9 protein-coding genes are annotated in these 15,348 nt (G+C 52.6%); 6 read left to right on the top strand and 3 right to left on the bottom strand.

All coding sequences use genetic code 11. From position 1 onward, the window contains the following. Nucleotides 1–33: 33 nt before the first annotated feature. Nucleotides 34–3,096 (bottom strand): PVC-type heme-binding CxxCH protein, encoded by a 3,063-nt coding sequence (locus AACZ40_RS14455; RefSeq protein WP_339674769.1) that lies wholly within the window; start codon nucleotides 3,094–3,096, stop codon nucleotides 34–36. 279 nt (nucleotides 3,097–3,375) lie between these two features. Beyond that, nucleotides 3,376–4,974, bottom strand: coding sequence for a glutamine-hydrolyzing GMP synthase (gene guaA / locus AACZ40_RS14450; protein ID WP_291173324.1), 1,599 nt, complete (start codon nucleotides 4,972–4,974; stop codon nucleotides 3,376–3,378). Nucleotides 4,975–5,491: 517 nt separating this feature from the next. On the opposite strand from guaA, the gene AACZ40_RS14445 reads away from it, so the two are divergent. The 6 genes from AACZ40_RS14445 to AACZ40_RS14420 all read left to right on the top strand — a co-directional run bounded on the left by AACZ40_RS14445 (nucleotide 5,492) and on the right by AACZ40_RS14420 (nucleotide 15,170). After that, nucleotides 5,492–6,451, top strand: coding sequence for a hypothetical protein (locus AACZ40_RS14445; RefSeq protein WP_291173321.1), 960 nt, complete (start codon nucleotides 5,492–5,494; stop codon nucleotides 6,449–6,451). 164 nt (nucleotides 6,452–6,615) lie between these two features. Beyond that, nucleotides 6,616–7,386, top strand: a complete 771-nt coding sequence (locus tag AACZ40_RS14440) for an aldolase/citrate lyase family protein (RefSeq protein WP_291173271.1) — start codon at nucleotides 6,616–6,618, stop codon at nucleotides 7,384–7,386. Between the two features lie 103 nt (nucleotides 7,387–7,489). Continuing rightward, nucleotides 7,490–8,854: a DUF1501 domain-containing protein gene (locus AACZ40_RS14435; RefSeq protein WP_291173269.1), complete on the top strand. Its 1,365-nt coding sequence runs from the start codon at nucleotides 7,490–7,492 to the stop codon at nucleotides 8,852–8,854. Nucleotides 8,855–9,050: 196 nt separating this feature from the next. Next, nucleotides 9,051–12,416 carry a PSD1 and planctomycete cytochrome C domain-containing protein gene (locus AACZ40_RS14430; protein ID WP_291173267.1) on the top strand — a complete coding sequence of 1,122 codons (3,366 nt, stop codon included), beginning with the start codon at nucleotides 9,051–9,053 and terminating at the stop codon, nucleotides 12,414–12,416. A 19-nt stretch (nucleotides 12,417–12,435) separates the two neighbouring features. Next, nucleotides 12,436–13,845 (top strand): DUF1501 domain-containing protein, encoded by a 1,410-nt coding sequence (locus tag AACZ40_RS14425; RefSeq protein WP_291173264.1) that lies wholly within the window; start codon nucleotides 12,436–12,438, stop codon nucleotides 13,843–13,845. 47 nt (nucleotides 13,846–13,892) lie between these two features. Beyond that, on the top strand, nucleotides 13,893–15,170 hold the full coding sequence (locus AACZ40_RS14420; RefSeq protein WP_291173262.1) for a PQQ-binding-like beta-propeller repeat protein: 1,278 nt from the start codon (nucleotides 13,893–13,895) through the stop codon (nucleotides 15,168–15,170). A gap of 58 nt (nucleotides 15,171–15,228) precedes the next feature. Here the strand turns inward: AACZ40_RS14420 and AACZ40_RS14415 are convergent, their stop codons facing one another. Next, nucleotides 15,229–15,342 carry a hypothetical protein gene (locus AACZ40_RS14415; RefSeq protein ID WP_339674776.1) on the bottom strand — a complete coding sequence of 38 codons (114 nt, stop codon included), beginning with the start codon at nucleotides 15,340–15,342 and terminating at the stop codon, nucleotides 15,229–15,231. Nucleotides 15,343–15,348 lie beyond the last annotated feature (6 nt).

The raw sequence follows: 15,348 nt of genomic DNA, 5'->3' as shown, positions 1-15,348 counted from the left end.
CTGACAGGGCTGTTTTTTATTTCAGGCGAGAGCCTACTTTTCCGGAGGCGCTTCCAGAGTTTTGATGAATTCCAGCAGGTCAGCCATCTGCTGTGGGCTGATCTCTTTTTCCAGACCATTGGGCATCAGAGAAACTCCATTGGACAGCAGCGTATCAATGTTGTTCCTTAAGATGATGTCTTCCTTGCCTTCGGCACGGCGAATGGTGTAGCTGGTCGCTGTTTCAGCGGCAATGATGCCTGTGTACAACTTCCCCTGCTCCGTCACAATCGTGTAGGCATTGTAGTTCGACTGTGCCTCACGACTCGGATCGAGGATCGCAATCAACAGGTCGTTATCAGACTTGTTTTTCGTCGTCGCCAGGTTGGGACCGACGTTATGTCCCTGGTCTCCCACCTTGTGACAGGCAGCACAATTCTTCATATAGACCTGCTTCCCGTTGGAAACGTCTCCTTTCAGCTCCAGAGCGGTTTCATAACTGCGGACGATCTTGGCACGATCGCTGTTGACTTCGCTTCCCACCACCTTCTGGGCCCGCTGGCGAATCCCCTTGTCCGGATGATTCGTCAGCAGATCTTTTTTGTCCCGTGAGAGCTCATTCAGCTTGACCTGCTTATCCTGGATCGCCTTCAGCAGCCGGTCAATCCGCGCGGACGATCCCAGCATGGCATCAACGACATCGGCTCGAACAGCCGGACTGAATGCAGACCAGTTTTCCAGCAGCGCCCCGCTGACATCCGGGTGGTCCATCCGCGATAACGCTTCGACTGCAGCAAGTTGAATTTTCGGTGACGACCGGGGATTCAACACCTCAGCCAGCACGTCTCCAGAAACACTGAAATCGAAGAAACCAAGCAGGCGAATGGCGGCGACCCTCTCGGCGACCGGTTTCTCTTCCTCAGTGACCATCTCAACCGCATCGGCAATGGTTTTATCAAAACGCTGTTTGACAGCAGGGTCCAGATTCGCATCTTTCAGCAGCGTGGCCAGTGAGGCACCACGGCGACCCAGGCCTTCGCCTAATGCGCCCAGTACCAGTTGCTTTTCTCCCAGCGATACAGAGTCATCAGAGACAAATTCCAACACGGCCAAGGCATCTGATGTATCTTTTTTCGCCCCGGAGATCCGTAACAGTTCAATCACCAGGGAACGCTTGCTGCCTGACAGCTTTCCTCCTGCTGCCCTGAGGAAGTTCACCGCCAGCGGACCGGCAATCTGAGCAGAAGAGGTCAGGACGGCCACCTGCATGTCTCCATCATAATGGGGAGAGTCGACCAGTTTGGTCAGGCCGGTGATTGCCGCCTGGTTATCAAATTCACCGAGTGAGAACGCCAGTTGCAGCTGGACTCGATACTCGGGATCAGACGTCAGCGACAGAACGGCTTTCGAGAGTTCAGGACTCTCCTGTGCCTGTTTTTCTGCCAGACGAATCGCGTGCTCCCGTATCCCGGCTTTGGGATCTTTCAAAGCTTTTAACAGCAGATCTGCATTCAAAGCGTTTAACCCGTCCAGGGTCCACAAGGCGTGCAGACGTGCCAGTGGCTGTTTTGATGTTTCGAACAGCTTCTCAAGGTAAGGAACGGCAGTCTGATCCTGTCGTTCCCAGATCAGCCGCTGTGCCGTTTCCCTGTTCCAGGCATTGGGGGATTCCAGTTGCTGCACCAGTTGTTCGACTGGCATTTTGCCCAGTTTCTGTACCTCAAACGAGGTTCCCTCCGGATGAACCAGACGGTAAATCCGTCCGCGATCATGTCCACTTTCGAGATCCAGATGGCGCTTGATATCTTCGGGAATCGAAAACGGATGTTCGATCGTTTCACGATACATGTCCAGCACCCAGAGTGTGCCATCGGGGGCATTCACAAAGTTGACGGGACGAAACCAGTTATCGTCGGAAGTGATGAATTCGGTCTGCTCGTCCGCGCGGGTTGCCACATAGGTAGCCCCATTCTCATCCATCGTCTTGCGATGAATCAGGTTTCCTCCCACATCCCCGATAAACGCATTCCCCTGATATTCTTCAGGATAGGCACTACCCCGATAAATGGTGACACCGGTTGCCGAGGTAAAGAAACCAGTGGCGACCAGTTCGGTGGGGGAAAGTCGTTTTCGAAAATCGGGATCGGCTGCCCGTCGCGCCGTACGAACAACACGGTACGGTTCGGGTGGGCTCCGGCGATACACAGGCGCGGCCGCTCCCTTCCGTGCCGCCGTTCGCAGAACTCCGGGAACCGCCAGATATTCATTTCGCTTCAGATAATGACTGGGATAGACCACGTGTTGAATATGATTGCTGTTGCTGCAGACAAATCGATTGCCCCAGTCATCCATCGAGTGTCCGAACTGCGAACCACCAGAAACAGTCTCCAGTTCCCGGGTTTTCGGGTTCAGTTTCAGATCGCGGCGACCGTTAGGAATTACTTCTTTGCCGTCTTTGAGAATCGAACCACCATTGGTACCCCCCGCAAAATAAATGTGGTTATCCAGGCTCCATTTCAGATTATTTGCCAGTCCCTGCACATTATTTGTCTTCAGGCCAGTAAAGACGGTCTCGCGGATATCCGCTTTGTGATCTCCGTCCGTATCTTTGAAATAATAGATATTCGGAGGGGCAATCACATACACGCCGCCATCATAACAACAGACCGAAGTCGGCCAGGTAATCGTATCGGCAAAGACAAAACTCTGATCCATTTTGCCATCGCCGGTCGTATCTTTTAACAGGCGAATCACGCCGGCATTTTTGCGAACGGGGCCGGGAATATAATCGGGACGCTGTTCTGGAAGATACGGGTAGCCGCGCATCTCTGCCACAAACATCTGACCGTTTTCATCAAAACAGGCATCGACGGGATCCATCACATCTGGTTCCGCAGCAACCAGTTCCAGCTTGAATCCTCGTTCCAGTTCGAATCCTTTCAGACTGTCTTCCGGCGACGTCGCGGGAATACGCTTGAGACGCTTGGCCAGATCACCTTCATCAGCCAATGGCTTCTGTGCAGTAGCCGGTGAAAAATAACCCCCGCTTACCAACAGCAGGAGTGATAAACAGCCTGTGGCCAGACAGAACAGACGTCTCTTCGAAACCGAACGCATAATCCGACTTTCTCTTTCAGCAAGGGTACTCATCAGGTGGGAGGTAGCCGCGACTTCGATCAGTCGATTCTCGAAATCTGATCAGGCGAAGTACTCAATGACAACGTCCGAACGGCCAGCCTGACTATATTAAAGAACATTAACGAATACGTTCTACCATAGCCTGATCAGTAGGGAAATCAAGTCCAGATCCGTTGATTTGCTGAACTTCAGAGCACAGCTGTATCTTCTACGTCAGTTCGTTTGAGAACCCGTGAAGAAAGTGCGGGGAAAGGAAAATTATTCCCATTCAATCGTGCTGGGAGGCTTGGAGCTCACATCATACACGACACGATTGATGCCGCGAACGTTGTTGGTAATCCGAGTCGACATTCTTTCCAGAACCTCATGAGGCAGTGGGGACCAGTTCGCCGTCATGAAGTCATCTGTTTCGACAGCTCGAATGGCGGCCACATCTTCATAAGTGCGACCATCTCCCATGACGCCTACCGACCGAATCGGCAGCAGGACGGCAAACGCCTGTTTCGTTTTACGATACAGGTTCGCTTTGTGTAATTCTTCAATCACAATCAGGTCTGCTTCACGCAGTACTTTCAAGCGTTCTTCGGTGACTTCCCCCAGGCAGCGGACTGCCAGTCCGGGACCGGGGAAGGGATGACGATAAATCAGCTCATCCGGCAACCCGAGTTCATGGCCCATCTGGCGGACTTCGTCTTTGAATAATTCCCGCAGGGGTTCGATCAGTTCAAAACCCAGCTTTTCAGGTAAACCCCCGACATTATGATGAGATTTGATCGTCGCCGCGGGGCCATCCACGTTGGCTCCGGATTCAATGACATCCGGATACAGTGTGCCCTGTGCCAGAAATTTCGCATTTTGAATCGATACCGCTTCCTTCTGAAAGACCTCAATAAACAGCCGCCCGATAATCTTCCGTTTCTCTTGTGGATCGATGACCCCTTTCAGTTCGGAAAGAAACAGATCCCTGGCATCCACCACGTGCAGGTCGGTCTTGAAGTGCTCACCGAAGCGATGTTCTACCTCGTCTGCTTCCCCTTTACGCAACAGCCCGTTATCTACAAAGATACACGAGAGTTGAGAACCGATCGCACGATACAACAGAGCGGCGACGACCGAGGAATCAACTCCCCCTGATAAACCGCAGATCACCTGCTTATCTCCCACGCGTTCCCGGATCGTTTCGATTTCCTGTTCGATCAGATTGGAAATCTTCCAGGTCCCTTTGCAGCCACATACCTTCTGGACGAAATTAGAGAGCAGTAGACCGCCAAATTCGGTATGCGTGACTTCCGGGTGAAACTGCAGGCCGAAAAATGGTTTAGTGTGGTGTTTGACGGCGGCGAACTGACAGGTTTCGGTAGACGCCAGGGATTCAAAATGTTCGCTTAAATTCTGAACCTGATCGCCATGGCTCATCCAGGCGATAAAATTGGTGGGGACGCCTGAAAACAGGTTGGAATGATCGAGTACCGTGCTGGGAGTGCGTCCGAATTCGCGTGATTCTCCGCCTTTGACATCACAGCCCTGCGAAGCACAGACCAGTTGCATGCCATAGCAGATCCCCAGAATGGGAATTCCCAGGTTAAAGATTTCCGGGTCAGGCTGGGGTGAATCTTCACCGTAAACGCTGGCGGGACCACCGGAGAGGATAATCCCTTTCGGATTCAACTCGCGAATGCGTTCTGCTGACAGATCGGGACGGGCCAGCTGACTGAATACGTTTTGTTCACGTACGCGTCTGGTAATCAGCTGCGCGGTCTGGGAACCAAAATCCAGTACCAGGATCAACTCTTCCTGTCTGGTATCAACTACACTCTGTGGAACAGCTTCCTGCTCAGAGACATGGGGATCAGTCATTACGTTCTCGAAATTCCGAACAATCGTCACGTTTGCGGGAGGGCTCGCGCCAAGCCCTCTCAAGTGTTTTTTCGATTAAAAATCAGCCTGCTTGAGATCATTCAGGGCTGGTTTGAAAAGCAAACCGCTATCTTAGCGATTCCATTTTCGAAATCCAATTCTGCACGCTCATTTCAAGTAAGTAATACCGGAATCTTTATCGTTCAGTCAAAATATACAAGCTGCGAAGTCTATAGGCTCACCATGTGTTATTTTCGTTGATTCTCTTCCGGGCATGCGGAAGGTTTTATATCTCAAACCAATAGCCAGTAAATGACTTACGTAAAATATATTCACCAACGCACGTTTGAACCATTTCTATCGATCCGTCCGATAATTCCAGTAATAGCACAACTGCGGAAAAGTAGCTTTCCCCTGAAGTTCAAAGTGAACAGACAATTCAGGCAGGAATCAGCCAGGCGTCGGAACACTGATACTTTTTCTCTCTCATTTATCTCGTTGCCAGGAACCAAATCACATGTTTTTCTCATGGAAACATCTTCTCTCCAGACACTGTCTGGCTCTGTTTGCAGGAACCACTATTCTGATCGCCGGCGGCGAAGCAAAAGCGCAGGTGATTCCTGGCACCGGGACCCGCATTGATGGCTCCTGGGACGATTTCGAAGATGAATCCTGGGAATACATTACCAACCTCCCCAAAAGCAGTACCAACGTTGATAAAGATACCCGCTATCCGCTCGGACAGTCTACTAACGGCGTCTGGACAGAAAGCGCAAAACGAGGCCAGCCAGATGTCGTTCAACGCGTTCCCACACCAGAGGGAGGGCTGCCGGGCAGCAAGAGTTCGCTGCTGCTGAAATCACTGCACACAGGTGTTCCCGGACATGGCAGCCGCAGTTCCAATCAGGACGATCTGATCATGACCGGAAGCATGGTCTCTGTTGCCTACTCTCCCAGCGTGGTGACTCGCGTCTACCTTCCCCCCTTTGAAGAATGGGAAGATAAAACCGGTACTTCTTTCGGTTTTCGTGCTGCTGTCAAGGCTCCCATGAAATCCGGTTCCAGTTCACGGAGACGATTTTTCCGCAGCAGCCCTTCGACCAAAATTGAAACCATCTACCTGGGGATGTTCATTCAGTTTAACAGCAAAACCGACAGCCCCAATGGAGAAGATTCAGCCATGTTCGTAGTCCGGGCAGACAGCTCCGGGCAGGATTTCATCGGCCCTGAAATCAAGCAGACCGGCTGGTGGACTCTGGGCATGTCATTCACTCCCGATGGACGCACTCATTATTACGCCAAGCCAGGCGTGGAGCCCCTGACCCAGGCTGACCGCTTCGCTTCCCATTATCCTTACGGAACGCAGATTCAGTCTTTCCATACTGCATTTTTCAATGTCTGTAATCAGGATAATGGACGCACCTGGTCCACGGAATGGATCATCGACGACCCGGCCATGTATTACATCAGCCGTTAATCACTCGACGGGAATTCCTGCAGACGAAGTGGGAAACAAATCAGAATATTTCAGCAACGGCGTACTCTCTCAGGGTATGCCGTTGCTGTTTTTCCGCTTATGATATTTGGTGTTCGCCCCGGCGTCTGATGCCTTTCAATTTCATCTTTGTTTTGGATCTGCTGATGTTTGAAAATAAAATAAAAACTCTGACTGCCCGGGGAGATGTCGCTTTGGGAGTGGGTATGCCCGACGCTTCCGAAATTCTGGCGAAACTGTCTGTCGATACGGGGGTCGATTTTTTATGGATTGACCTCGAACACCGGCCTTATGGCGTTAACGAAGTCAAGAATCTTCCGCTGATTGCCCGCCGACAGGGTTGCATGCCCATGATCCGCGTTCCGGGCCTGGATCCGATGTATATCAAGAAAGCACTGGATATCGGAGCCAACACCATCATGGTTCCGCAAATCAATAATGCGGAAGAAGCCAGACTGGCTGTGCAATACGCCAAATATCCTCCGGAAGGAACACGGGGAGTTTCGCCCGACTGGGTGATGTTCCTCGATTACTCCTTCGACGATTACCTGCCCTACGCTAATGAGGAAACCGCGATCGTCGCCCAGATCGAATCCCCGGAAGGTATCGAAAATATCGAAGCCATCGCCGCGGTAGAAGGCATTGATGTCGTCTTCGCCGGCCCGATGGACCTGTCTGCCTCACTGGGCGTTATCGGACAACTCCAACACCCGGAACTGCAAAAATTACTGGCTGACTTCCCCAAACGGGTCGCCAAAGCCAACAAACCTGCAGGAATCACCTTCGGCGACCTGGACCGGTGCCGACAGGCCATCGATGAAGGCTATCGCTTTGTGAATATCGGCTCCATCGCTTCTTTGGGCGCCAATGGCATCAGAACTGTCCTGCCCGAACTGCGGGAACGAGCCCGAAAATAATTCCGGGAACCGCGCCGACTCCTCTGGAACACATAAACACAAGTTGATACAATCGTTCTCGAACCAGCTCTAAACGAATCGGGCTTTTGCGGGAGAGAACAGTATGTTGACTATCCTGGGATCGGATCAGGGTGACGGATCTTTCTGTGATCGGCTATCACGGCGTAATTTTCTTCAGATCGGCAGCCTGGGTCTGTCGGGACTGACTCTCCCCCGCCTGCTGCAGGCTGACGCGGGAAACACACGGAACAAACGACAAAAATCAGTCATCATGATCTATCTGGTAGGTGGCCCACCCCACCAGGATATGATCGATCTCAAACCGGAAGCTCCCCAAGAGATTGCCGGTCCCTGGAGGCCCATCGCTACGAATGTTCCCGGGATCGAAATCTGTGAAGCCTTCCCGCGACTGGCACAATCGATGGATAAGATGGTTCTGATCCGTTCGATCGTCGGTTCGCAAAGTGGTCACGATGCCATTCAATGCTTCAACGGACATGACCCGCGCAAACCGACACCACAGGGGGGCTGGCCTCAATTTGGCTCCACCGTGGCAAAGCTGCAAGGCCCCCACGTCCAGTCGGCACCGCCCTTTATCAGCCTGTGCTACCCCTGCACTCACGGTCCCTACAACGAACCGGGACCGGGTTTCCTGGGCTTGTCACAATCTCCCTTTCGACCTATGGGACCGACCCGCCATGATATGGTTCTGAACGGGATTTCGCTCGAACGACTGGCAGACCGTAAACAACTCCTGCAGAGTATTGATAACTTCAAACGCGAAGCAGATGCCTCGGGCATGATGACGGGACTGGACACGTTCACCGAGCAGGCCATGGGTGTACTCACTTCCTCGCAACTGGCAGAAGCCCTGGATCTGTCGCAGGAAGATCCCCGAACCGTGGAACGTTATGGCACCGGCGATCCGACGAAATTCATTGACAGTAACGGTGCCCCCCGCGTCCCGCAAAGCATGCTGGTGGCACGTCGATTGATTGAAGCAGGAGCCCGTGTGGTCACACTTAATTACAGTAAATGGGACTGGCACGGCGGCAAGAACAATTCGATCTTCAAGCGTGAAGCAGAAGACTTTCCCATCTTTGATCAATGCGTCAGTGCGCTCTTGGAAGATCTGCATCAGCGCGGACTGGATCAGGATTGTACGGTAGCCATCTGGGGTGAATTCGGACGCACCCCGAAAATCAGTACACAGGTCGGCCGCGATCACTGGCCCCGGGTCAATTCAGCGATTCTGTTTGGTGGTGGCATGAAAACCGGCCAGGTTATCGGTGCGACGGACAGACTGGGTGGCGAAGCCGTCGACCGTCCGGTCACATTCCCCGAACTGTTTGCCACCCTTTATCATAACCTGGGAATTGAGACAGAGCATACCACCGTAGAAGATTTCAGTGGACGCCCGCAATACCTGGTCGAAGATCACGCCAGACCGTTAGCAGAGCTCATCTGAAATATCTGCCTCGAATCCGATCTACTGGCACAGGACGACAGATAAAACTTGAATCGCTGTCTGGATTCACGTTAGAATAGAAAAGTACGCTCTTTCAAGATTATTCCCTCCATTGAAGTGAGATGCTTCGTATACCACAGTGTCTCGACAGGCTTCAGCCAGATCATTACCTGAACATCGTAAGAGAAGCCGGCGCATGAAGCAGTTTATTCGGACCACATTTCTGGTATTACTCCTCATCGGCTTGAGTCGTTTTTCGGACTCTGCTGAAAAGACAAACCTCAAAGACAGTGCAAACCCCCGCTTTACGAGCGAGCAACTCGAATTCTTTGAAAAATCGATCCGCCCCTTACTTGCCGAACATTGTTACGAATGTCACAGCGGACAAGCCACACGACTGGAAGGGGGATTAAGGCTGGATTCCCGTTCGCTGCTTCTGAAAGGAGGCGACTCGGGCCCGGCGGCTGAGTTGAAACAACCGCACGACAGTCTGCTGCTGCAGGCGGTCCGCTATGAATCGTATGAAATGCCCCCCGATACGCGATTGAAAGCCGAGCAGATCGCTGCCTTATCCCGCTGGGTGGAAATGGGACTTCCCTGGCCCGATGAAAAAGCTCCTGCCGCCTCAGAAACTGCCAAAACATTTGATCTGCAGCAACGCAAACAGGACCACTGGGCCTGGCAACCCGTAAAAGAGGTCACTCCGCCCCTCGTCAAACAGAAAAACAGATCGAACCATCCCGTCGATCAGTTCATCCTGGCAAAGCTGGAAGAAAAAAACCTGCATCCGAGTGAACCTGCTGACAAGCGAACGATTCTCCGTCGTCTCGCGTTTGACTTAACAGGACTGCCTCCCACTCCCGGGCAGATTCAACATTACCTGGCTGATTCATCTCCGAATGCGACGGAAAAAGTGGTCGACCAGTTGCTGGCATCCCCCCGCTTTGGGGAACGCTGGGCACGCCACTGGCTCGACCTGATGCGTTATGCGGAATCCCGGGGCCACGAGTTCGACAACGATGCCCCCAACGCCTATCAGTATCGTGACTATGTCATCCGCGCCCTGAATGCGGATCTGCCTTACGACCAGTTTGTCACAGAACACATCGCCGGCGATCTCCTCAAGCAGCCTCGACTCAATCCGGAAACTCAGTTTAATGAATCTGTACTGGCCACCGCTTTCTGGTACCTGGGCGAATGGGTGCATTCTCCCGTCGATATTCGTAAAGACGAAACCGATCGCTTCGATAATGCAATTGACGTGATGACCAAATCGTTTCTGGGCATGACGGTTTCCTGTGCCCGCTGCCACGATCACAAATTCGATGCGATTTCCACAAAGGACTACTACGCCCTGTATGGATATCTGCAGAGCAGTAATTATCACCAGGTTAGATTCGAATCAATTACACATAATCAGAAAATCGCGAAACAGGTAGAACAACTCGATCAACGGCAGCAGGAAGCTCTCAAACCCATCATCAAGTCTGCATTCAGGGAAGGCATCCAGAACTTCTCGAAATACTACTCCGAAGCCCAAACGCTCGTAGGCCAGAACCCCGCAAAGAATACTGCCGCCCTGGCTGTGGAAGTGCAACAGAAAGCTGCCCGGGGAAATCTTTCGCCGGTAATCCTGAATAGCTGGATCAACTTTCTGCAGTCAAATCAGGATCAAAGCCAGTTGATGTCACTCCGTTTTATGCCCGAATCTGAAACGGAATCTTCGCTCTCTCCTTCTTCAACACCTGCTCACAAACAGTCCGGCAGAGAGGATGCGCGGATCATCATCGACTATGCCTGGTGCACTCCCGAAGATTTCATCACGGATGGTTTTACATTTGGTCTGTCAGCGCGGGAGCCTGGTACCCTGGTGCTGGATCCGTCGAGTGCCCCGCTGAATCTGTTTGCGCAGACTGAAGGAGCAGCCCGGCGGGACCCGCTCTGGAATGAACTGGTTGATACTCCCTCCCCCCAATTGAATCAGAAAAACAAACTGCGAACCTACCCCCGCGCCGGCAGGACACTCCGTACTCCCACATTCGAAGTCCAGGGAGCGGTCAATTATCGAGTGAAAGGGAACTGCTGGGTTTACGCTTGCGTCGATTCTCATCGACTGCTGTTTGGACCTCTGCATGGTTCTACACTCAAAAAGGTTCAAGCCAGTCCCGATGGCAAACCGCTCTGGGTGACCCACGATCTGTCCCGTTACAAAGGACATCGCGTCCATCTCGAATTCACTCCCATTGATCAGTCTCCGCTGGAAGTGTACCAGATCAAGCATGCCGCAACTTTTCCGGAAGCCGACCTGGTCAAAGTCAATCTGGCGGGAGCTGAAGTTCCGCTTGCGCTGCAGACCGCTTTTAATGAGTTTGTGTCAGGCAAGTCGGCCCCGAGTTCACGGTCTGTGGCCCTGGTCAACTGGGTCCTGACTCACCCTGATCTGTTTTCAGAGCCACAGAGTCCGGCACGACAACAGCTCAAAGCGGAAATCGATACCTGGCAGCAGCAGCGCGAAGGACTGAAAAAGTCGATTCAGACCACTTCGCAAACCGCGATGGCCATCATGGATGGTAATGCGGAGAACGATCATGTCCTGATTCGAGGCAGCCATCAGAATCCGGGCCCGGTGGTGCCACGACGATTCCTGGAAGCCCTGGGCGGAGACTCACCCGGGAACGAGACAGGCAGCGGACGTCTGCAACTGGCTCAGGCCATCAATGATCCTGCGAATCCATTGACCCATCGCGTGATCGTGAATCGTATCTGGGCTCATCTGTTCGGTCGCGGCATTGTTCCCAGCGTTGATAATTTCGGCGTACTGGGCGAACGACCTTCACATCCCGAACTGCTCGATTTCCTCGCGCTGAAGTTTGTTGAAGAGGGTCAATCTCTCAAACAGATAATTAAATACATGGTGCTGACGCAGACCTATCAACAGTCAAGCACCACCACACAGGATGCCGCAGACATTGATCCCGACAATATCCTGCTCTACAAAATGCCTTTGAAACGCCTGGAAGGGGAAGCCATCCGCGATGCCCTGCTGCAGATCTCGGGTCGACTGGACACAACCCTGTATGGGCCTTCCATTCCCGTTCATCTGACAAAATTTATGGATGGTCGTGGCAAACCTCCCGTGAATGGCCCTCTGGATGGAGCAGGCAGACGCTCGATTTATATTCAGGTCCGACGCAACTTCCTCTCCCCCATGATGCTGGCCTACGATACTCCCAGCCCTTTCAGCACAATGGGCCGCCGTAATGTTTCCAATGTTCCCGCGCAAGCCTTAATCATGATGAACGATCCCTTCGTGATTCAACAGGCAGAACTGTGGGGAAAACGCGTTCTGACGGAATCGGGTTTACAGACAAACGAAGACCGGATTCGCTGGATGTATGAATCGGCACTGGGCCGACTTCCCACTTCTGAAGAACTGCAGACAGCCCGAGAATTTATTGAACAACAGACGAATTCCAATTCTTCAGAGACCGATCAAGCCCGAATCTGGTCAGAACTGGGACACGTGATCTTCAATCTCAAAGAGTTTATCTACATTTTTTAAGATTCAGAAAGCCGCCAGCATGCACTGTGGAAAGTTCCGACAGCAGTATACGCGAAGAGAGATTCTCAGGCAGTGCGCGAACGGTTTCGGTGCAGCCGCGCTCACGGCCCTGCTGCAGGATCGCGGCTTCGCCAGTGAATCGACTGGAAAAACACATTTCCCCCCCAAGGCAAAAAATGTGATTTTCCTGTACATGGATGGCGGGCCTTCGCAGGTTGACACCTTCGACCCGAAACCCATGCTATCCAGGTTTAATGGAAAAAGTCCCGGCGACTTTTTCAAAGTCGAAGCCACCCAGTTTGATAACGTCGGAAAAGTACTGGAAAGTCCCTGGAAGTTTAAACCTTACGGCGAGAGTGGCATCCCGGTCAGCGATCTCTTTCCGCAGATCGGTTCCTGTATTGATGACATGGCCATCATTCGCTCTGTTGTCTCCCAGTTCCCGGAGCACACGTTTGCCAATTACTTCCTGCACACAGGCAGCGGACTGCAGGGACGGCCCAGTATGGGTGCCTGGGTAAATTATGGACTGGGCAGCGAGTGCCAGGACCTGCCCGGTTTTGTGGTAATTAATGGCGGACTGATTCCTCCCGGAGGGCTCGACTGCTTTAACAGCGGATTTCTCCCTGCCAGCTTTCAAGGTTCTGTTTTCAAACCGGGAGGCAGTGGCATTGCCAATGTGGAGCGCCAGGAAAAATCCAGCCAGACTCAGGTCCGGAAGCTCAAACTGATGCAGCAACTGGATCTGCTCAAACAGCAGCAGACCGGCGTTCATGATGAAATAGAATCCGCGATTTCCAATTATGAACTCGCTTATAAAATGCAGATGGCGATCCCCGACCTGATGACATTCAACAAGGAAAGCAAAGCCACTCTGGATCTGTATGGATTCAATTCCGAGTATGAGCCCACGCGGACTTATGGTGCGGAATGCCTGCTGGCCCGCCGCCTGGTCGAACGCGGAGTCCGCTTCGTGGAGCTGACATGCCCGAATGTCAAAGGGGATCGCTGGGATCAGCACAGTAATCTGAAACGGGATCATGAAAATAATGCCCGCGCTGTCGATCAGCCCATTGCCGGCCTCCTGAAAGATCTGAAACAGCGCGGACTGCTGGAATCAACCCTGGTCATCTGGGGAGGCGAGTTCGGCAGAACCCCCTTCGCGCAGGGTACGAACGGGCGGGATCACAATCCGTTCGGGTTTACCATGTGGATGGCCGGCGGTGGCATTAAGGGGGGCATGACTTATGGCGCCACTGATGACTGGGGCTACAAAGTCGTCGAAAACCGAGTGGAAATTCATGACATTCATGCCACCATGCTGCACCTGCTGGGGCTGAAACATACAAAATCCACATTCCGTTTTGGAGGTCGCGACATGCGTCTGACGGACGTGCATGGCCATGTGATCCACGACGTCATTGCTTAGCTGACTGTTATCAAATTCGGTTTCATTTTTTTTGATGAGGCGCTCACATGGTTAAACGATTCGATGTTCTCTGTTGTGTGTTCTCGATGTGTCTCATCCTCTCCACAGGGCAACTGCGCGCGGAAGACTGGCCCGCCTTTAGGGGTCCGCTGGGAAATGGCATCTCTCAGGAAACCGAAGTCCCGCTCACTTGGAGTGCGCAGGAAAATATTCTCTGGAAAGCACCCCTGCCTGCTCCGGGAACCAGCAGCCCCATCGTTTCGAACGGCAAAGTCTTCATCACCTGTGCTGAAAACGAAGGACGCAAACGCAGCCTGTACTGTTTCGACAGAACAAGCGGAAAGCAGCTCTGGGTGCGCACCGTAAACTATGACAAAGTCATGCCCACCCATAAGACCAGTAACTATTGTGGTTCGACTCCTGCCGCCGATGGCCAGCGGGTGGTCGTCTGGCATTCTTCAGCCGGTTTGTACTGTTATGATTTTGAGGGGAAAGAACTCTGGAATCGCAACCTGGGTGAATTCAAACACATCTGGGGCTACGGTGCGTCGCCGGTCCTGCACGCTGGCAAGATCATTCTTCACTGCGGCCCGGGCAAACGGGTTTTCATGACTGCCCTCGATCTGGAAAGCGGGAAAACGCTCTGGGAAACAGACGAGCCCGTCGTCGGCGATGGACAGTACAATGATCAGAAAAAGTATATGGGGTCCTGGAGTACTCCCGTGATTACCAATGTGAACGGGCAGACGCTTATCATCTGCAGCATGTCACTCCGCGTGAATGCATACGACCCCGCGTCCGGGAAGATCATCTGGAGTTGTGAAGGTTTGCACGGCAAGAAAGGGGACCTCGCTTATACCTCTCCCGTGCTGGCAAACGGGATTTGTGTGGCCATGGGCGGTTTTAATGGTCCCGCGATCGGTTTCCGGATGCAGGGCAGCGGAAATATTACCGACTCTCAGCGATTGTGGCAGAAAGAACCAAATCCGCAGCGGATTTCCACCGGCGTCTTTACCAACGACCATCTCTTCATGGCCAATGCCGGACCCAATCTGTTTCAATGCCTGAATCCTGCTACCGGAGAAATCGTCTGGCAGGAGCGATCGGGGGGTGCCGCCTGCTGGGGTTCCATTGTCTTAGCCGCTGATCGACTGTATGTCACCGACCAGAATGGAACGACTCACGTGTTGAAACCCAGTCCGGCAGGATTGGAAAAAGTCGCTGAAAACCCACTGAAAGAACAGAGTAATTCCACGCCGGCGTTCTCTGACGGACAGGTCTTCATCAGAACGTTTCAGCATCTCTACTGTATCGGCGGCAAGTAGCCGTTTCGCTGTCGTTTCGCAGGAGACTGAATTGAGGCAGATGATCTGAATTCCGGATTTACCAGAGTTCAATCTCCAGTTCGAGATCCACACCAAACTTTTCTGCGACGGTATTCTGTGCCAGGTTGATCAGGTCGAGTACGTTTTCAGTGGTCGCGTTTTCATCGTTAATGATGAA

The organism is uncultured Gimesia sp., from assembly GCF_963972345.1.
Lineage (GTDB): Bacteria > Planctomycetota > Planctomycetia > Planctomycetales > Planctomycetaceae > Gimesia.
This window is presented reverse-complemented; position numbering and strand designations above follow the sequence as displayed.

What these genes read in the sequence shown, in the direction of transcription:
- AACZ40_RS14425 (WP_291173264.1), top strand. Translation starts at nt 12,436, where the DNA reads ATGCACTGTGGAAAGTTCCGACAGCAGTATACGCGAAGAGAGATTCTC.
- AACZ40_RS14430 (WP_291173267.1), top strand. Translation starts at nt 9,051, where the DNA reads ATGAAGCAGTTTATTCGGACCACATTTCTGGTATTACTCCTCATCGGC.
- AACZ40_RS14440 (WP_291173271.1), top strand. Translation starts at nt 6,616, where the DNA reads ATGTTTGAAAATAAAATAAAAACTCTGACTGCCCGGGGAGATGTCGCT.
- AACZ40_RS14435 (WP_291173269.1), top strand. Translation starts at nt 7,490, where the DNA reads ATGTTGACTATCCTGGGATCGGATCAGGGTGACGGATCTTTCTGTGAT.
- AACZ40_RS14420 (WP_291173262.1), top strand. Translation starts at nt 13,893, where the DNA reads ATGGTTAAACGATTCGATGTTCTCTGTTGTGTGTTCTCGATGTGTCTC.
- guaA (WP_291173324.1), bottom strand. Translation starts at nt 4,974, where the DNA reads ATGACTGATCCCCATGTCTCTGAGCAGGAAGCTGTTCCACAGAGTGTA.
- AACZ40_RS14445 (WP_291173321.1), top strand. Translation starts at nt 5,492, where the DNA reads ATGTTTTTCTCATGGAAACATCTTCTCTCCAGACACTGTCTGGCTCTG.
- AACZ40_RS14455 (WP_339674769.1), bottom strand. Translation starts at nt 3,096, where the DNA reads ATGCGTTCGGTTTCGAAGAGACGTCTGTTCTGTCTGGCCACAGGCTGT.